The 18,346-nt window shown below is 70.2% G+C and carries 18 protein-coding genes; 12 read left to right on the top strand and 6 right to left on the bottom strand.

Annotated features, from left to right (window positions below):
- Positions 1-34: 34 nt before the first annotated feature.
- Positions 35-1,033, top strand: coding sequence for an alpha/beta hydrolase (locus tag FCG67_RS00410; protein ID WP_136906197.1), 999 nt, complete (start codon positions 35-37; stop codon positions 1,031-1,033).
- Positions 1,030-2,403, top strand: coding sequence for a mycothione reductase (gene mtr, locus FCG67_RS00415; protein ID WP_136906199.1), 1,374 nt, complete (start codon positions 1,030-1,032; stop codon positions 2,401-2,403). The genes FCG67_RS00410 and mtr overlap by 4 nt, the downstream gene beginning before the upstream one ends.
- A 68-nt stretch (positions 2,404-2,471) precedes the next feature.
- Here the strand turns inward: mtr and FCG67_RS00420 are convergent, their stop codons facing one another.
- Positions 2,472-3,038 (bottom strand): alpha/beta hydrolase, encoded by a 567-nt coding sequence (locus FCG67_RS00420; protein WP_136906201.1) that lies wholly within the window; start codon positions 3,036-3,038, stop codon positions 2,472-2,474.
- Positions 3,039-3,155: 117 nt separating this feature from the next.
- On the opposite strand from FCG67_RS00420, the gene FCG67_RS00425 reads away from it, so the two are divergent.
- The 4 genes from FCG67_RS00425 to FCG67_RS00440 are packed head-to-tail and all read left to right on the top strand — an operon-like array spanning position 3,156 to position 6,428.
- On the top strand, positions 3,156-3,518 hold the full coding sequence (locus FCG67_RS00425; protein ID WP_136906203.1) for a GntR family transcriptional regulator: 363 nt from the start codon (positions 3,156-3,158) through the stop codon (positions 3,516-3,518).
- Positions 3,515-4,420 carry an ABC transporter ATP-binding protein gene (locus tag FCG67_RS00430; RefSeq protein WP_136906205.1) on the top strand — a complete coding sequence of 302 codons (906 nt, stop codon included), beginning with the start codon at positions 3,515-3,517 and terminating at the stop codon, positions 4,418-4,420. The genes FCG67_RS00425 and FCG67_RS00430 overlap by 4 nt, the downstream gene beginning before the upstream one ends.
- Positions 4,417-5,166 (top strand): ABC transporter permease, encoded by a 750-nt coding sequence (locus tag FCG67_RS00435; protein ID WP_136906207.1) that lies wholly within the window; start codon positions 4,417-4,419, stop codon positions 5,164-5,166. The genes FCG67_RS00430 and FCG67_RS00435 overlap by 4 nt, the downstream gene beginning before the upstream one ends.
- On the top strand, positions 5,163-6,428 hold the full coding sequence (locus FCG67_RS00440; RefSeq protein ID WP_136906209.1) for an ankyrin repeat domain-containing protein: 1,266 nt from the start codon (positions 5,163-5,165) through the stop codon (positions 6,426-6,428). Before FCG67_RS00435 ends, FCG67_RS00440 begins: the two co-directional genes overlap by 4 nt.
- On the opposite strand, the gene FCG67_RS00445 is transcribed toward FCG67_RS00440, so the two are convergent.
- From FCG67_RS00445 to FCG67_RS00455, 3 genes are all read right to left on the bottom strand, one after another.
- A complete protein-coding gene (locus tag FCG67_RS00445; RefSeq protein ID WP_136906210.1) occupies positions 6,391-7,947 on the bottom strand; it encodes a cobyric acid synthase in 1,557 nt (518 codons plus the stop codon). The two genes, FCG67_RS00440 and FCG67_RS00445, sit on opposite strands and share 38 nt — an antisense overlap.
- Entirely contained in the window at positions 7,947-8,804 is an 858-nt protein-coding gene (map, locus tag FCG67_RS00450; protein WP_136906212.1) for a type I methionyl aminopeptidase, read from the bottom strand. Before map ends, FCG67_RS00445 begins: the two co-directional genes overlap by 1 nt.
- Positions 8,805-8,892: 88 nt before the next feature.
- Positions 8,893-9,081 (bottom strand): ChaB family protein, encoded by a 189-nt coding sequence (locus FCG67_RS00455; protein WP_097212804.1) that lies wholly within the window; start codon positions 9,079-9,081, stop codon positions 8,893-8,895.
- 244 nt (positions 9,082-9,325) lie between these two features.
- Here FCG67_RS00455 and FCG67_RS00460 point away from each other — a divergent pair, with 244 nt between their 5' ends.
- From FCG67_RS00460 to FCG67_RS00470, 3 genes are all read left to right on the top strand, one after another.
- On the top strand, positions 9,326-9,472 hold the full coding sequence (locus FCG67_RS00460; RefSeq protein ID WP_246044697.1) for a hypothetical protein: 147 nt from the start codon (positions 9,326-9,328) through the stop codon (positions 9,470-9,472).
- Positions 9,473-9,484: 12 nt separating this feature from the next.
- A complete protein-coding gene (locus FCG67_RS00465) occupies positions 9,485-9,961 on the top strand; it encodes a DUF6328 family protein (RefSeq protein ID WP_136906216.1) in 477 nt (158 codons plus the stop codon).
- Between the two features lie 107 nt (positions 9,962-10,068).
- Positions 10,069-11,187, top strand: coding sequence for a carboxylate-amine ligase (locus FCG67_RS00470; RefSeq protein ID WP_246044698.1), 1,119 nt, complete (start codon positions 10,069-10,071; stop codon positions 11,185-11,187).
- 15 nt (positions 11,188-11,202) lie between these two features.
- Here FCG67_RS00470 and FCG67_RS00475 read toward each other — a convergent pair whose 3' ends face one another.
- Together FCG67_RS00475 and FCG67_RS00480 are read right to left on the bottom strand one after the other, a co-directional pair.
- Positions 11,203-14,490 carry an arabinosyltransferase domain-containing protein gene (locus FCG67_RS00475; RefSeq protein ID WP_136906218.1) on the bottom strand — a complete coding sequence of 1,096 codons (3,288 nt, stop codon included), beginning with the start codon at positions 14,488-14,490 and terminating at the stop codon, positions 11,203-11,205.
- A 54-nt stretch (positions 14,491-14,544) separates the two neighbouring features.
- A complete protein-coding gene (locus FCG67_RS00480) occupies positions 14,545-15,276 on the bottom strand; it encodes a GntR family transcriptional regulator (protein WP_136906220.1) in 732 nt (243 codons plus the stop codon).
- A gap of 98 nt (positions 15,277-15,374) precedes the next feature.
- Here FCG67_RS00480 and FCG67_RS00485 point away from each other — a divergent pair, with 98 nt between their 5' ends.
- From FCG67_RS00485 to FCG67_RS00495, 3 genes are all read left to right on the top strand, one after another.
- The gene (locus tag FCG67_RS00485) at positions 15,375-16,502 is read left to right on the top strand and encodes a TIGR03364 family FAD-dependent oxidoreductase (RefSeq protein ID WP_136906222.1); all 1,128 of its coding nucleotides are present in this window, start codon (positions 15,375-15,377) and stop codon (positions 16,500-16,502) included.
- A gap of 33 nt (positions 16,503-16,535) precedes the next feature.
- Positions 16,536-17,219 carry a phosphonatase-like hydrolase gene (locus tag FCG67_RS00490; protein WP_281282307.1) on the top strand — a complete coding sequence of 228 codons (684 nt, stop codon included), beginning with the start codon at positions 16,536-16,538 and terminating at the stop codon, positions 17,217-17,219.
- Positions 17,220-17,293: 74 nt separating this feature from the next.
- Positions 17,294-18,346, top strand: a complete 1,053-nt coding sequence (locus FCG67_RS00495; protein ID WP_136906224.1) for a 2-aminoethylphosphonate ABC transporter substrate-binding protein — start codon at positions 17,294-17,296, stop codon at positions 18,344-18,346.

Here is an 18,346-nt window from a genome sequence, read left to right on the forward strand (position 1 = left end):
GCGGGGGGCATTCCTGCGCATTACATTGTGATCTGTGACTACTTGGGCTCCCGACGTCCTCGGCGACGGATATCAGCAGTTGACCATCCCACTCGGAATCGATCCCGACGGTGAAGGTGAGATCGACGCCACACTCGTCAGGTACCAGCCCGAGGGCGGGATCGACCGCACGCCCGCGCGGGCCGTGCTCTACGTGCACGGGTTCACCGACTACTTCTTCCAGCACCACATGGCCGAGCACTTCCACGACCAGGGCTACTCGTTCTTCGCCCTGGACCTGCGCAAATGCGGCCGCTCGCTGAAGCAGGGCCAGACCGCGCACTTCGTCACCGACCTCGCGCTCTACGACGAGGAACTGGGCCGCGCGCTGGCGCTGGTCCGCGAGCAGATCGGCGGCGGCACCGTCCTGCTGGTGGCACACTCCACCGGCGGGCTGATCCTGCCGCTGTGGCTCGACCGGCTGAACAGGAAGCCCGGCGGCAGCGCTGGGGCCGGCATCGCCGGGCTGATCCTCAACAGCCCGTGGTTCGACCTGCAGGGCCCGTCGTACCTGCGCAGCGTCGGCACCGTGGCCGTCAAGGCCGTCGGGCGGGTCAAGGACCGGCTCGCCCTCAAGCAGCCGCCGATCGACGTCTACGGGCGCAGCCTGCACGTCGGGACGGGCGGCGAGTGGGACTACAACCTCGAGTGGAAGCCGATGACCGGGTTCCCGGTGACCTTCGGCTGGCTGCGCGCGATCCGACACGGCCACGCGAAGCTGCACCGCGGGCTCGACGTCGGGGTGCCCTCGCTGATCCTGCGGTCCGAGAAGACTCACTACTCCTCCCGGTACACCGCCAAGTCCGACGAGGCCGACCTGGTGCTGGACGTGAGGCAGATCGCCCGGTGGGCCGGCTGCCTCGGCGACCGCACCACGATCGTGCCGATCGAGGGCGCCCGGCACGACGTCTTCCTCTCCACCGAGGTGCCGCGCAAGCAGGCCTTCGACGAGGTGGACCTGTGGCTGAACTGGCTGCACGGACACGGCGCATGAACCACTTCGACGTCGCGATCATCGGATCCGGTTCCGGCAACACCATTCTCGACGACCGGTACGCCGACATGCAGGTCGCGCTGCTCGAGGACGGCATCTTCGGCGGTACCTGCCTGAACGTCGGGTGCATCCCGACCAAGATGTTCGTCTACGCCGCCGAGGTCGCCCGCACCATCGAACACTCGAGCAGGTACGGCATCGACTCGCGCATCGACAAGGTGCGCTGGCCCGACATCGTCAGCCGCGTGTTCGACCGGATCGACCCCATCTCGGCGGGCGGCGAGCGCTATCGACGCGACGAGAGTCCGGGCACCACACTGTTTTCCGGCCACGCCAGGTTCATCGGACCGCGACGCCTGGAGACCGGGACCGGCGAGGTGATCACCGCGGACCAGGTGGTCATCGCGGCCGGATCGCGGCCGATCATCCCGGAGGCGGTGACCCGCAGCGGCGTCCGCTACTACACCAACGACGACATCATGCGGCTGCCGGAACTGCCCGAGCACCTGGTGATCATCGGCAGCGGGTTCATCGCCTCCGAGTTCGCCCACGTCTTCTCCGCATTCGGCAGCAAGGTCACGATCATCGGCCGCGGCAACCGCCTGCTGCGACACCTCGACGGCGACATCTCGGCACATTTCACCGCCCTCGCCCACGAGAAATGGGATGTGCGACTGGGCAATCCGGTGAGGACCGTGCGTGGCGACGACGGCAACGTGGAGGTGGAACTCGCGGATGGCAGCGTGGTCTCGGGCGACACCCTGCTGGTCGCGGTGGGTCGGGCCCCGAACGGCGACCGGCTCGGCGCCGAGACCGCGGGGGTTGACGTCGACGACGAGGGACGGGTGCTGGTGGACCGGTTCCAGCGCACCACCGCGGAGGGCGTGTTCGCGCTCGGCGACGTGTCCTCGCCCTATCAGCTCAAGCACGTGGCGAACCACGAGGCCCGGGTCGTGCAGGAGAACCTGCTGCGCAACGCGTGGGCGGACGGCGCCGATCTGGTCCGCACCGATCACCGGTTCGTGCCGGCGGCGGTGTTCACCGATCCGCAGATCGCCGAGGTCGGGCTCACCGAGGAACAGGCACGCGATCAGGGCCTCGACATTACGGTGAAGGTGCAGAAGTACTCAGACGTCGCCTACGGCTGGGCGATGGAGGACACCGAGGGCCTGTGCAAGGTGATCGCCGAGCGCGGCACCGGCAGGCTGCTCGGCGCCCACGTCATCGGCGCGCAGGCGCCCACGGTGATCCAGCCGCTCATCCAGGCGATGAGCTTCGGCCTGAGCGCCAAGGACATGGCCAGGGGCCAGTACTGGATCCACCCGGGTCTCCCCGAGGTCGTCGAGAACGCCCTGCTCGGCCTGGAATAGGCGGCTGCGCCGCCTGTGCGCGGTTGACGAGTCCAGGGACTCGCTAACCGTGCACGGGCGCGGAGCGCCTACCAGCTGCTGGTACGGAGGACGATCTCGGTGGCCATCTCGGCGGCCGCGCCCTGCGGCACCGAGCCGACGCCGTCGAGCTGGACGACCCGGAAGTCGGAGTACACGTGCCTGCCGCTGGTGTCGGCCATCGGCCGGCCCAGCGAGTTCCCGATCAGCAGCGTCGTCGGCATTTCCACGGGCGCGCAACCGGACTCGCGCACGCGGCCGTCGAGATCGGGCACCGCGGGATGCGGGCAATCCGCCACGACGAGACTGGCGAATCGACCGAAGGTCTTGGCGGCGAGCAGCCAGGCCAGCGCGGCACCCTCGCGGTTGCCTGCGAGGTTGACCCACGGCAGCTTGAGCGCATCGAGCAGTGCGATCGCGCTGGTCTCGTCGAGTCCGTCGATCGACTCGGGCACGACCGTGCGCAGGTCGGAGTTGTGCAGTCGCTCGCACACCGCGTCGAACACGGATGCGGACTCCCCCGCACCCGGGAGCAGCAGCACCGTGTGCCTGCTCTCGGGGCCGTCGACGCGAACGGTGTAGGTGCCGTCCCCGACGGGAACTTGCGTCAATTCCATGGCTACGGACGGTACGCCATGTGGCCGCGCCCACCATCGCTTGCACACCGCGCCCGATGGTCCTATGGTTCGTTACATGAGTAATGAACCAGTAAGCCTCACGGGGCGGCGGTTCCGGTGAACGACGACGGTAGGCCACTGTTCCAGCAGATCGCCGAGCTCGTGGAGAACTCCATCATCGACGGATCCCTGCCGGAGGACGGCCAGGTTCCCTCCACGAACGAGCTCGCCGCGTTCCACCGGATCAACCCGGCGACGGCGGCGAAGGGGCTCGGGCAGCTCGTGGCCGAGGGGATTCTCTACAAGAAGCGAGGGATCGGGATGTTCGTCACGGAGGGCGCACGGGACGCGCTGCGATTCCGGCGCCGCGAGCAGTTCGTGCGCCAGTACATCGAGCCGCTGATCGCGGAGGCCGACAAGCTCGGCATGTCGATCCCCGAACTCAAGTCCATGCTCGACAACCGGGAGGAAAGCAGATGACCGCGACCGCCATCGATGCCGAACCGATCGTGTCGGTTCGCGGCCTGAGCAAACGTTTCGGCGACGTCACCGCGCTCGACGACATCTCCTTCACCATCGAGCCCGACAAGATCTACGGCCTGCTCGGCCGGAACGGCGCGGGCAAGACCACCCTGATGCAGATCCTGACCGGACAGGACACCCAGACGTCCGGCGACATCACGGTTCTCGGCGGCACACCCTTCGAGAACGCGCGGGTCCTGCGGAACATCTGCTTCATCAAGGAGAGTCAGACCTACGTGGACGACCTCCGGGTCAAGCACGTGCTCACCGCCGCCGGGCATCTGATGCCCGGCTGGGACCGTGAGTTCGCCGACCGACTGCTCGACGACTTCCAGCTCCCGCTGTGCCGCAAGGTCAAGAAGCTGTCCAGGGGCATGAAGTCCACGCTCGGCGTGATCATCGGGCTCGCCGCGCGGGCACCGCTCACGCTGTTCGACGAGCCCTATCTGGGCCTCGACGCCGTCGCCCGGCACCTGTTCTACGACCGGCTGCTCGCCGACTACGCCGAGCACCCCCGCACGATCGTGCTGTCCACGCACCTCATCGACGAGGTAAGCAACCTGCTCGAGCACGTCATCGTCGTCGACCGTGGGCGGATCGTCGTCGACGACGGTGCGGACGCGCTGCGCAGCAGGGCCGTGGTCGCCACCGGGCCTGCCGAGGCCGTCGACGCGTTCGCGGCGGGCGCCAGGGTGCTCCATCGCGAGTCGCTCGGATCGCACGCCCGGGCCACGGTCGAGCGCACGGCGACCGAGCCGGAGCACGCCCGGCTACGCGCGGCAGGCATCGAGCTCGAACCGGTATCGCTGCAGGACCTCGTCATCGCGACCACCACCGGAGCACGGGAGATCACGGCATGACCACGCAAACCGCCACCACGACGACAACACCGCCGCGGACCGAGCCGGACTCCGACTCCCGGATCGGCGCCGTCCTCCGCGTGCACACCGTGGCGTGGCCGCTGCTGATCGCCTGGCCGGTCGCCATCCTCGCTTCCTCCTTCCTGATCAGCTACACGATCTACTTCCTGATCGACAACGATCAGGAAGAGGGTTTCACCGGCAGCGTCTTCTCCGTCTACGGGTTCGTGCTGGCGTTCTACCTGCAGGCGATGGCCCAGACCTTCCCCTTCACGCTCGGCATGAGCGTGACCCGTCGCGAGTTCTTCTCCGCCACAGCGTTGTTGGCGCTCGCGCAGTCGGCGGTATTCGCCGCGGTCCTCTACCTGCTGTCCGTCGTGGAGGCCGCCACCGACGGCTGGGGCGTGTGGATGCGGATGTTCGGCCTGGCCGACGATCTCACCGACAACCCGCTGCTGCAGTTCCTGACCATCTTCTCGACGCTGCTGCTGACGACGGCGGTCGCGATGGCCGCGGGCGCGATCTACCAGCGGTGGCGGGCCACGGGGCTGCTGGCCGCGGGAGTCGGGGCCCTCGGCCTCGGTGGTCTCGCCGCGATCCTGATCACCTGGGCGCAGTGGTGGCCCGCGGTGGGCGACTGGTTCGCCGACGCGCCGCGGGCACTGCCCCTGGTGGCGCTGCCCCTGGCCGCGACCGCGATCGCGACGGCGGTCGCCTGGCTGGCGCTGCGTCGGGCGACCCCGTGACGGAGTCCGCAACCGGGCTCACCCGGTACCCGGACCGGGCCAAAGCAGCCACCGAGGCGGACGAGTTCCTGCTGCTGGCCTGCCTGCGCTACTGCCCCGACGACGGCGCGGACCAGTGGGCCCGGGCCTCGGCACTGCTCGATGCCCACCCCGGCATCCGGGCGGCCACCGTGCACACGGCGGCGGCGTGCGCCGACGTCTCCGCGCTGCGGGCACTACTCGGGGCGGACCCGGGACTCGCGCGCACCGAGGGCGGACCGTTCGACTGGCCGCCGCTGCTGTATCTCGCCTACGCCCGGCACGACAACGAGGTCACGGAAGCCGCGGCGGTCGGGGGCGCCCGGCTGCTGCTCGATGCCGGGGCCGATCCGAATGCCGGCTATCTCTGGCACGGCGACACTCCCCCTTTCACCGCGCTGACCGGCGCACTCGGGGGTGGCGAACGCGGCGACGACGACCAACCGCGGCACCCGCAGGCGATCCCGCTCGCCCGCGCGCTGTTGGCGGCGGGCGCGAACCCGAACGACGGCCAGGCACTGTACAACCGCATGTTCGGCCGCGACGACGACCACCTGGCGCTGCTGCTGGAGTGCGGGCTCGGCCGGGGCGACCGCGAGCCGTGGAGCTCGCGCCTCGGCGTCGAACTGGAGGGCCCGGCCGGCCTGCTCGCCGATCAACTCGGCTGGGCGATCCTGCACGACCATCCCGCCCGCGTCGCGTTGCTACTGGACGGCGGCGCCGCCCCGGATCGGCGGCTGCGGGGCGGACGGACGCCGCTCGAGCTCGCGACGGTCTATGGGAAGACGGACGCGGCCCGCTTGCTGCGGGCCGCGGGCGCCCCCGGCCCAGACCTCGACGCCGTCGACCGGCTGATGGCGGCGGGCATGATCGCCGACCGACCCACCGCGGCAGCACTTCTCGACGAACATCCCGACCTGGTCGCGGCAGCCGTCGCGCGACACCCGTCGGCGATCCTGCGGGCCACCGGGGCGGGGAACGCTTGCGCTGTCCTGCTGCTGGCGGAACTCGGATTCGACGTCGACGCGCTCGGGCGCGCGGACCTGCCGATCGAGGAGCCATGGGAGACCGCGCTGCACGAGGCGGCAGGCGCCGGGAACGGCGACCTGGTGACGCTGCTGCTGAGGCTCGGCGCCGACCCGTCCGTCCGTGACCACCGGTTCGGATCGACGCCTGCGGACTGGGCGGCACACTTCGGACACTCGATCAGCGAACTGGGTCCACCGCCGCGCGGCCGTGTGTGATCACCGGAAGATCCCGCGGCGCACCGCCGTTGATGAGCTGCTCGATCGCGCCCACGTCGAGGTGCCGCTCCACCAGGTCGGCCAGCAGGTCCAGCTGCGCGGCCCGCTCCGCCGCCACCGAGGTGTCGGGCGCGACCGTGAACGGCCGCCCGGTGACGGCCGCGACCCGGGTCAGGAATCCGCGACGGAACTCGTCCGACTCGAGCAGACCGTGCCAGTGGGTGCCGAACACCTGCCCCCGGACGCTGCCCTCCGGCTCGCCGTCCGCGCCGCGCAGCAGCGGCGGGTCTGCGCTGCGGACGACCCGGCCGTGGTGGATCTCGTAGCCGGACACCGCAACCGAGTCGGCGGTCCCGGTGACCTGGCGCAGCACCTTCTCTGGCGCGAACTCGATCTCCATGTCCAGCAGGCCCAGCCCGTCCACCGTCCCCGCACCCGATTCGACCTCGTCGACGATGGTGCGCCCGAGCATCTGGTACCCGCCGCAGATGCCGAGGATCGGCAGCCCGGCTGCGGCGCGCGCGTCCAGCGCGTCCGCGATCCCGCTCGAGCGCAGCCAGGCCAGGTCCGAGACGGTGGACTTGCTGCCGGGGATCACCACCAGGTCGGCGTCCTGCAGCCGTGACGGCTCGCCGACCCAGTGCACCGAGACGCCCGGTTCGCAGGCCAGCGCCTCCACGTCGGTCGCGTTGGACACCCGGGGCAGTCGCACCGCGGCCACGCGCAGCCACCCTTGACCCGCGGGTGCGGCGGGCCTGCCGACCGGGGCGTCCACGACCGTGGACAGCGAGTCCTCGGCGTCGATCCAGAGCCCCTCGGCGAACGGCACCACGCCGAGGGTGGGGCGTCCGGTCAGCTCCCGCAGCTGGACCAGACCCGGCTCCAGCAGACCCACATCGCCCCGGAACTTGTTGACCACGAACCCGGCGATCAGCGCCTGGTCCTCGGGTGAGAGCACGGCGAGGGTGCCGAACAGGTGCGCCAGCACACCGCCGCGGTCGATGTCCCCGACCACGATCACCGGGAGCGCCGCCGCCCGTGCCAGCCCCATGTTCGCCAGGTCCGTCGCGCGCAGGTTGATCTCGGCGGGCGATCCGGCGCCCTCGCAGATCACCACGTCGAATTCCGCTCGCAGCGAGGACAACTCGTCGGCGACGACGCCGCGGAGCCACGCCCGGTGCTCGATGTAGTCGCGGGCCCCCACATTGGTCACCGCCCGGCCGCGGACCACCAGCTGCGAGGTCCGGTCGCTGCCCGGCTTGAGCAGCACCGGGTTGAAGCGCACACTCGGCTCGAGCCCGCAGGCCCGCGCCTGTAGCGCCTGCGCCCGCCCGATCTCGCCACCGTCGAGGGTGACCACCGAGTTGTTGGACATGTTCTGCGCCTTGAACGGCGCAACCGACACCCCGCGCCGGGCCAGCATCCGGCACAGCCCGGCGACCAGCACGCTCTTGCCCGCGTCGGAGGTCGTTCCGGCGACGAGCAGCGCACCCTTCACGACCGGGGCGGGCCCCGACATCATGGCAGCGTGAGGATTTCCGCGCCCGTGTCGGTGACGACGATGGTGTGCTCGAACTGGGCCGTCCACTTGCGGTCCTTGGTCACGACGGTCCAGCCGTCGTCCCAGATGTCGTAGTCGACGGTGCCGAGGTTGATCATCGGTTCGATGGTGAACACCATGCCCGGTTCGATGACGGTGTCCACGTTCGGCTGGTCGTAGTGCAGGATGACCAACCCGTTGTGGAAGGTCTCGCCGATGCCGTGGCCGGTGAAGTCCCGCACCACGCCGTAGCCGAAGCGGTTGGCGTAGGCCTCGATGACCCGGCCGATGACGTTGAGCTCGCGGCCGGGCTTGACGGCCTTGATGGCGCGCATCGTCGCCTCGTGGGTGCGCTCGACGAGCAGGCGGTTCTCCTCGGACACGTCACCGGCCAGGAAGGTGGCGTTGGTGTCGCCGTGCACCCCGCCGATGTACGCGGTCACGTCGATGTTGACGATGTCGCCGTCCTGGATCACCGTCGAGTCGGGGATGCCGTGGCAGATGACCTCGTTCAGCGAGGTGCAGCAGGACTTGGGGAAGTCCTTGTAGCCCAGCGTGGACGGGTAGGCGCCGTGGTCGATCATGTACTCGTGCGCGATGCGGTCGAGCTCGTCGGTGGTCACGCCCGGCGCAACCGCCTTGCCCGCCTCCTGCAGGGCCTGCGCGGCGATCTTGCTCGCCACCCGCATGGCCTCGATGGTCTCCTGGGTCTGCACCCACGGCTCGTTGCCCTCGTTGACGGTCGGCTTCCACGCGTACTCCGGCCGCTCGATGTTGGCGGGGACGGCGAGCGTCGCGGAGACGGTTCCGGGGCTGAGCTGGGTGCGAACTGGCATACGGACAAGGGTAGACGCACCGCGTTGGCGCAGGGTCAGACCCACCGCGTCGCGCCCCACCGCGCCGCGGCGCCATGTCGTGCCGAGGTCACCCCTGCTTGGGCACCCAGTGATCGACCTCCAACTCGAAATCGTGTTTGAGCTCGCCGTACGCCGCGCGAAGGGCGTCTTCGCCCTCCCCGTACCGCTTGATGGCCGTGTCGCGTGCCTCCGCGAAGACCACCTGCGCCTCCTTGGACGATCGCCGCACTGTCTGTGGGAGCTCGGTCCGGTTCACCGCTGCCCCTCCTCCGTCGGTCGAGGCCGTCATTTCTTGCCCCTCGATTGTCCGCCCCCCGGCACCTCCGCGAAAGCGGCCGATGCGATTGCACCGGTCGACTGACACGCCCGGGGAATCCCCACGCTGTCGGCGCCAGGTGGTACCAACGAAGGCAGGATGCCGATCGCCCCGACCCGGAGGTAGCACCATGGCCTGCGCCGCGTGTGCCGACAGTCTCGACCACTGTCACGGAACCCTGATCGTGCACAGGACCGACCCCACCGAGTGCACCGAGGAGCAGTGCGCCGACCTGACGGTGATGCGGCACCCGCTGATCCTGGACTGCGGCGACGTCCCGCTCGGCTGCCGCTGCGCGGATTCGGCCGCGCGGCCGTCGCGCGCGTCGTAGGCGCCCGCCCCGATGACCGTGGACGGCGCGGCCGACGACGGCAGGCACGAGACCGAGACGGAGCGCCTCGACCGCAACTGGGCGAGCATCCTGCAGGAGCTGCGGGTGGCCCAGACCGGTGTGCAACTGCTGACCGGCTTCCTGCTGATCCTGCCGTTCCAGGATCGGTTCGCGGAGCTGTCCACCTACGAACGGGGCGTCTACCTCGCCACCGTGTTCTTCTCGATCGCCGCCACCGTGCTGTTGATCGCCCCCGTTGGGTTCCACCGGATCCTGTTCCGCAGACGGAAGCTGCGCACCATCGTCTCGACGGCGCACCGCCTCGAACTCGGCGGGCTGGTGATGCTGGGGCTCGCCCTCACCGGCGTGGTGATGCTGATCGCCGGAACGGTCGTCACCTCGGCCGTCGGAGCCATCGCCGGCGGCTGCACGGCCATGGCGTTCGCCTACTTCTGGATCGTCCTCCCGCTCACCTACCGACGCGGCTGACCCTTTCGGCGGTGTTCGGCTAGTGCTTGAATTGAGCTGAAGTCAGGACCCTCCCGATTCCACGGATCCGAGATGGTATCGATGCCCGAAGTAGGGCGTTCCCCCGCATGAATCACCCCGCGTGCCCGTCCATGGGCGTGGAGGAGGAATTCCTGCTGGTCGACCCGGACACGGGTCTCCCGCAGATGCGGAACTCGGCGGTGATCTCCACCGCCACCGAACTCGGGGTGTCGCTCCAACTCGAACTCTCGCAGTGCCAGATCGAAACCAATTCCCCGGTCTGCTGGGACAGCAACGGGCTGCGCACCCACCTGCTCGAGGCCCGCAGGCTCGCGGCCGCCGCGGCCGCCCGCAACGGCAGCAGGCTGCTCGCGACCGGCACGCCGCCCGCGGGTCCCGCCCGGATGCCGGTGAGCGACTCTGACCGCTACCGCGCGATGGCGAGGCGGTTCGGCACCCTCGCGCTGGAACAGGGCATCTGCGGCTGCCACGTACACGTCGACGTTCCCGACCGGGAGACCCGGGTGCAGGTCTGCAACCACGTTCGGCCCTGGCTCCCGACGCTGCTGGCGCTGAGCGCCAACTCGCCGCTGCACCGGGGCATCGACAGCGGCTTCGCGAGCTGGCGGACGATCCTGTGGTCGAGGTGGCCGGTTTCCGGGCCGCCGCCGTACTTCGAATCGGCCGATGCGTACGACGACCTCGTCGCGATGCTCGTCGACTGCGACTGCCTCCTGGACGAGCGCATGGTCTATTGGGACATCCGCCCCTCCTCCCACCTGCCCACCGTCGAGGTCCGGGTCTGCGACGTGATGCCGACCGTGGACCAGACGGTGCTGGTCGCGACGCTGGTGCGAGCCCTGGTCATGACGGCGGTGTCTGCCGTCGAGCGGGGCCACGACCCGCCCGGCGTCGAGCTGGCGACGCTCCGGATCGCCAACTGGATGGCGGCCCGGGACGGCCTGTCCGGTCTCGGCCTCGACCCGCGGACGGCGCAGCCCGTCCCCTGCGCGCGCCGGGTCGAGCTCCTGCTCGATCACGTGCGCGAAGCGCTCGACGAGCTCGGGGAGCGTCGCCGGGTCGAGGCGGCGCTCAGGTGTGAGCTCGCGCGGGGCAACGGCGCGATCTGGCAGCGAAACGCCTTGGCGAACAGCCGCAGCGTCGGCCAAGTGGTTCGGTCCGCGACGGAACGGACCCTCGAGCACTGCGAGCCGCTACCGGCGTAGTCGCACCCGCGGGCGTCAGAACGTGGTGTTGATCGGCCCCGGGGTCCACAGCCCGGATCGCGGCGTCGGCATGACGTCGAGGGTCGCGGGATCGGCCGTCGGGTCGAGCGGCGTGAACTGCTCGATCTCGCCCCAGTCCCGACCCCAGTCCTGATCCAGATAGGACGGGATGGTCCTGGCGGTGAGCAGCATCTGCGTCCAGCCGAGCGGCCCGCCGCCGAAGTGGTCCTGCCACAGATTCGTCGTCATGGCGCCGATCCGGTCCGGGAGGATGCGGTACTCGGGGACCTCGGCCACCCCGTCGCGATGGTCGAACGGTCGCTGACACGGGAACGCCAGCCCCACGGACCAGTCCACCAGCACGGGCGTCTGCGACCCCACCACCGAGTTCAGCGTCTGCGTCTGCGGTACCCGCGGCGGGGTCACCGCGAGCCACTGCTTCGGATCCCGGTCGTTGTCGGACGCGACGATCCGGACCACGTCGGCCTCGGCGGGCAGCGCGTCGAGCGGGACCCGGAGGTTCCGCCACGACGGCGCGGGACCGGGATCGAGCGGGGCCACCGCGCCGAGGGCGACCGCAGTACCGTCGCCCCGCCCCGTTCCGTACTCGACCTCGAGATCCTGCCCTTCCGTGACGATTCCGTCGGAGTCGACGGATCGGATCCGGCCTGCCGCGGCGATGGAGATGAGGTCACCCCTCGAACCATCGGAGCCCACGGGTGGGAGCCGGTACCAGCCGGTCGTCAATGTGGCGACGCCGCCGGCCAGGTGGCTGCCGAGCACCGGGGTGGTCGCCGGGTCGAGGCCGTACGGGAGAGCCACCGCGCTGCCGTTGATGCCGACCCGTCCGGCCCCGCCAGCCGTTCCCGCCGCGTTGCCCGACTTCGCCTGGCTGTCGTTCGAATCGACCGAGTTCGCCGTGACCGAATCCGACGATTCCTTGTCGGCACTCAGGTCGGCGGCGACACCGTTCGGCTCGAAGCCGACCGTGCCCGGCCCGGCCAGGCCGGTCGCGGGGCCACCCGAGAGCGGTTGCAGCATGGAGGCATTCGGGTCGGTCTCGAGCAGCACGTCGTTGGCGAGACCACAGACCTGGCCGCCGAGCGTGTTGAAGTTCGCACGTCCGACGGAGTACGCCGGGTACTGCGCGACGGCACCCTTGGCGAGCGAGAGGACCTCGAAGAGCACCATCGCCGCGGCGGCGACGGTGAGCGGAGGGATCGCCCAGAGCCGGCTGGTCCGCGCCGAACCGTTGCCGGAGTGCGGTTCTCGGACGTGACACCAGACCGCGACGAGCAGCATCGCCATCGTGGCTCCGAGCAGCACGGTGCCCGCGCCGAGCCCGCCGATGGAGACCGGCTTGTCCCACCACGGCACGCTGTAGCTCGAGACGTACCACCAGCCGTTGCTGCCGGTGAACGACATGGCGAGCACGAACAGCACGGCCGCGGCGAACAGCGCGCGGTTGCGAGGTGACCGCAGGACCTGGACGCTCACGGCGACCGTGGTCAGCACGGCGACCGCGCCGGCCAGTCCCGCGTAGATCCCCAGGTGGTGCGTCCACTTCGTCGGGGTGAACATCATCAGCACCATCGCGCCGAGGGTGATCCCGAGGATCCGGCGCGCCGGTCCGGCGGCGGTCCCGGGGATGCGGCCGCCCTTGCGGAGCATCGCCAGGATGCTCACGGCCACGCCGAGGATCATGATGAAGATGCCGAATCGGCGGGCCAGCGATCCGTCAGGCGAGATGTTCAGCAGCCACTGGTAACGCAGGTACTCGTCGAACCACTTCTCGTTGGGCCCCGCGACCTCGTGCACTCGCTGCATCTCGAAGACCGCCGCCACCGTCTGGTCCGCGAAGATCACCGCCAGGATCGCGGTGCCCGACGCGAGGAGCGGCAGCAGCAGCGCGAGGTAGCCGACCGTCTTCGCGCGGGCGACGACGATCTGGCCGATGGGGCGCAGTCCGGCGATCAGCGCGGCGAAGCAGATGATCCCGGAGGGGCCGACCGAGAGGGTCATGGCGGCGACCAGGATCGCGCCCGCGGCGGGGAGCAGCCGTCGGGTGGCGATGGCGCGCTCGACCGAGCACCAGGTCAGCAGCACGCCCGCCGCGACGATCGGTTCGGGGCGCAGCCCGTTGTTGTACGGGAGCCAGACTGCGAGGAAGGCCAGGCCGCCGGTCCACAGGGCCAGCCGGTTGGCCCGCGCCGCGACGCCGAGACGGGGCACCACCTCACGGCTGAGCACCAGCCAGGTCACGATGCCCGCGATCAGCGCGGGCAGCCGGACGAAGGGGCTCGCGGGCGTGATGTGGGCCAGCAGCCCGAACACCTCGTAATACGGCGTCCCGAAGGGCGTTTCGGGCACCCCGTAGTACCGGAAGTAGTTCGCCATGTAGCCGGCCTGCTCGGCGGCGCGGGCCATCGTGAACTGATAGCCGTCGTCCGAGGTGGTCGCGCCGATGAAGTGCCACAGCACCAGGGTGCCGATGATCACGGCGTCCACCACGCCGAATTTCCACCAGCGCGCGGGCAGGAACCGGCGCGAGCGCCTGCCGTCGACGCGGTCGAGGCGGTGCAGGGCGAGGAGGGAGGCGAGCATGGCCAGCACGCCGACGACCATCGCGATCAGCTTGAGCGTCGACGGTGTCGAGGTGAAGCGCGAGTCGAGTTCCGCGGTGACCTGGAGGCCGGCAGGCGCCGCACCCTCCAGATCGGTGAACACCCCGACCATCTGGGGACGGAGGTCGCCCTCGTACACGGTCGGGGCGATCGCGGACCCGGTGATCTCGGCGGTGGTCCTCGTCGCGTCGGAGGACACCGCGATCGCGCAGTCGCCGCCTGCGAGCCGGTCGAGCGGCGCGGACAGCAGCACCGTGTCGCGCAGGACCACCTCGATGCGGCCTGGATCATCCGCGCCCGCGGGCGTGACCTTGGCCACGAGGCCGTAGTGCTCGGCGTCGGGGGCACCGTTCGGGGCGGTGGCGACGAGGGTGCCGCCCTGTCCTGCCAACGGGCCGATGGCCGAGCAGGGGATCTCGACGTCGAGGCTCACCGGCGAGTAGGAGACGAGCGGCGCCGAGACGCTGCGCGCCAGGTCCTGCTGCGGCCACGAGAGCACCGTCTCGTCCGTCACGACGGGCAGCAACGGTACCGACAGGGTGAGGAGCATGCCGATCAGGCCCGTGACGATCGCGGTCCAGCGGGCGCCGCGGAGCGAGGACTTCCCGGGCTCCTGGTGGGGATCGTGTTCCGGACCTGGTGCCGATGCGGGTCTCGTCGCCACGATGCTGTCAACCACGGGTTCGGATGCTAACCGCAATCAACTCATGAATGAAACGAACGACTTCCGCGCTCACTCCCGCAGCGTGGCGTGGAATGCGACGCGATCGCCGCGGTAGAGCGAGCGGACCCTCTCGATCGGAACACCCGCTGTGTCCAGGGAGATCCGGTTCAGCAGCAGCATCGGCATCGCGGTCGTCGAGTCGAGAAGGGCGGCCTCGCGCGGCGACGCCAGCACCGTCTCGATCCGTTCGGTGGCCGAGTCGAAAGTCACTCCGGTGGCGCGGATCGCGGCGTACAGCGAGGTGCCCGGGTCGAACGCCCGTGCCATCGAGGCGAATCGGGAGGCAGGCAGGTACGTGCTCTCGAGCCCGATCTTCTGTCCGTCCGCGAGCAGAACGCGCTCGAGGTGGATCACGGCAGCCCCAGCGGCCAGCCCGAGGTCCGCGGCGAGCTCGGAATCGGCCCGCTCATCCTCGAAGGTGACCAACTCCCGACCGGGCACCCGGCCCTGACTGACCGCGCCCTCCGTGTACGAACGGAGTGAGAGCGGCTGGGTGAGTTTCGGGCCGGCGACGACGGTGCCACGGCCGCGACGCTGGATCCTGCCCTCCACCAGTAGTTCGTGCACGGCTTGGCGCACCGTCTCCCTGGACACCTCGAAGCGCCCCGCGAGGTCACGCTCCGCCGGCACGGGATCGCCCTCGTCGAGATCGTCGATGATGGCCGCCAGTTCGGTGCGCACCCGGAAGTACTTGGGCGCTGACTCGCCCGCGTCGCCCCAACCGATCCCGTTGTCGTTCATGCAGGTCAGCGTACCTCAAATTGGTCTATACCAATTGTTCATCCGGCGTTCTCCTCGCCATCACCAGATGGTCTAGACCAAAATGCATGCTCTTCGCCATGCGAATTCTGATTGTGGGCGGAGGCATCCTCGGCACGGCCCACGCCGACGAGGCGATCCGCCGCGGGCACGACGTGATCCAGCTCGAGCGCGAGACCGAGGCCCGCGGCGCGACCGTGCGCAACTTCGGCCTGGTGTGGGTCTCCGGCCGCGCCGAGCACGAGCTCGAGGCGGCGCTGCGCTCGCGCCAACTATGGGAGGACCTCGCCGCCCGCGTCCCGGCGGTCGGGTTCCGCGCGGCCGGCTCGATGACGCTGCTGCGCACTCCCGCGGAGGTCGCGGTCGCCGAGGAGGCGATGGCCCGCCCCGACGCCGGGGCCCGCGGCTTCGCGCTGCTCGACCAGGAACAGGTGCTCGCCGTCAACCCGGCCCTGCGGGGGAAGTTCCTCGCCGGGCTGCACTGCGGCCGCGACGGCGCCGTCGAGTCCCGCGTGGCCCTGCCCGCGATCCGCCGCCACCTCGAGGAGAGCGGCCGCTACACCTTCCACGCGGGCACCGAGGCCCGCGAGGTGACCTCCGACGCGGCGGGCGTGCACGTCCGCGACGACCACGGACGCGTATTCGACGCCGACCTGGCCATCGTGTGCCCCGGCGCGACCCTCGGCGGCCTGGCCCGGGACCTGGCCGGGGAGTTGCCACTGCGCCGGGTCCGGCTGCAGATGATGCAGACCGCCCCGCTCGGCGAGGAGCTGACCACGGCCATCGCCGACGGCGACAGCCTGCGGTACTACCCCGGCTTCGCGGGCGCCGCCCTGGAGAACCTCAGGACCGTCCAGCCGCAGGCCCCGACCGCCGAGGCACACCGGATGCAGCTGCTCTGCGTGCAGCGCCTGCACGGCGGACTGACCATCGGCGACACCCACGAGTACGACGAGCCGTTCGACTTCGACGTCGACGAGGCGCCGTACCAGCACCTGACCGGGGTCGTCGAGGAGCTGCTCGGCCGCAGGTTGCCCGCGATCGTCAAGCGCTGGGCGGGCGTCTACAGCCAGTGCCTCGACCCAGGCGAGCTCGTGCACCGCGGCAGTCCCGCGGACAACGTCTGGGTGGTGGCCGGCCCCGGCGGCCGCGGCATGACCCTCGGCCCCGCCCTCGCCGAACAGACCGCCGACCAGCTCGGCCTCTGAATCACCGACACATCCATCGCCCCAGGAGAAATCGTGACCGCCACCCCCACCGAACTCGCCGTGCTCGACATGGCGGGCACCACCGTCTCCGACGACGGACTGGTGCTGCGGGCCTTCGCCGCGGCGGCCGACGCCGCCGGTCTGCCGCCCGAGGGCGCCGAGGCCGACGACGCGCGCCGGTACGTCCTCGACACCATGGGTCAGTCCAAGATCGTCGTCTTCCGCGCACTGTTCGGGGACGAGGACCGCGCCCAGGCCGCCAACATCGCCTTCGAGTCCGCCTACGACCGGTTGATCGAGGAGGGCAACGCCGAGCCGATCCCCGGTGCGGCGGAATCGATCACCGCGCTGCGCGAGGCCGGGATCAAGGTCGCACTGACCACCGGGTTCAGCCGCAGCACCCAGGACAAGCTGCTCGCCGCGCTCGGCTGGCAGACCATCGCCGACCTCACCCTGTCCCCCGCCGAGGCCGGCCGCGGTCGGCCCTACCCGGACCTGATCCTCACCGCGCTGCTGCGCCTGCGGGTCGACGACGTGAAAAGCGTTGCTGTGCTGGGAGACACGTCCAACGACGTGACGAGTGGGCTGCGCTCGGGCGCATCGATCGTCGCGGGCACCCTCACCGGCGCCCACGACGAGGACCAGCTCCGCTCAGCGGGCGCCACTCACGTCGTGCCCACGGTGCGCGAGTTCGCCCGGCTCCTCCTGAATCCCTAGCACTTCTCATTCACAGCACCTGGCTCGACCGTCCCGCACACGAAGAATCCCTCACCCACAGTTAGGAATCCGTCATGCGCATCCACCCCAGCCTGGCCGCAGCCGCCCTGGCCGCGACCCTGCTCACCCTGACCACCGCCTGCGGTGGCACCGGCACCGCCGCGAGCTCCGACACCGAGACGGTCACCGTCTACAGCGCCGACGGCCTGAGCAACTGGTACAAGGCCCGGTTCGACGAGTTCACCAAGGAGACCGGCGTCGCCGTCAACCTGGTCGAGGCCGGCTCCGGCGAGGTCGTCTCCCGCGTCGAGAAGGAGCAGTCCAACCCGCAGGCAGACATCGTCGTCACGCTGCCGCCGTTCATCCAGAAGGCGGACGCGCAGGGCCTGCTGCAGCCCAGCGGGATCGACACCTCCGCGGTCCCCACCGAGGAGAAGGACCCGGCGGGCAAGTACGTCCCGGTCGTCAACAACTATCTCAACTTCATCGCCAACCCTGGTGCGAACCCGGCCCCCGCGACCTGGGACGACCTCCTCGGCGAGCAGTTCAAGGGCAAGCTGCAGTACTCCACCCCCGGCCAGGCAGGCGACGGCACCGCGGTGCTGCTGCTGCTCCAGCACCTCAAGGGCAAGGAGGGCGCGCTCGACTACATGAACAAGCTGCAGGCCAACAACGTCGGGCCGTCCTCGTCCACCGGCAAACTGCAGCCGAAGGTCAGCAACGGTGAGCTGCTGGTCGCGAACGGCGACGTGCAGATGAACCTCGCGTCCATCGCGGACGACGGCTCCAAGTTCAACGTCTTCTTCCCCGCCGAGGCGAACGGGGCCCGCACCACGGTGGCGCTGCCCTACGTGATGGGCCTGGCCAAGGGCGCACCGCAGTCCGAGCAGGCAAAGAAGCTGATGGAGTACCTGCTCTCGGAGAAGGCGCAGCAGACCGTCGGACCCGACGCGCTGGGCGTCTCGGTCCGCAAGGACGTGCGCGAGGCCGCGACCGTCGACGTCAACGACAAGTCCACCCCGGCTGGCCTGTTGAACGGGGTCACCGTCTGGACCCCGAACTGGAACACCGTCATCGCCGAGCTCGACGCGGACGTCGCGGCCTACCAGAAGGCCACCGGGAACTGA

The organism is Rhodococcus oryzae, assembly GCF_005049235.1.
Taxonomy (GTDB): Bacteria; Actinomycetota; Actinomycetes; order Mycobacteriales; family Mycobacteriaceae; genus Rhodococcus_G; species Rhodococcus_G oryzae.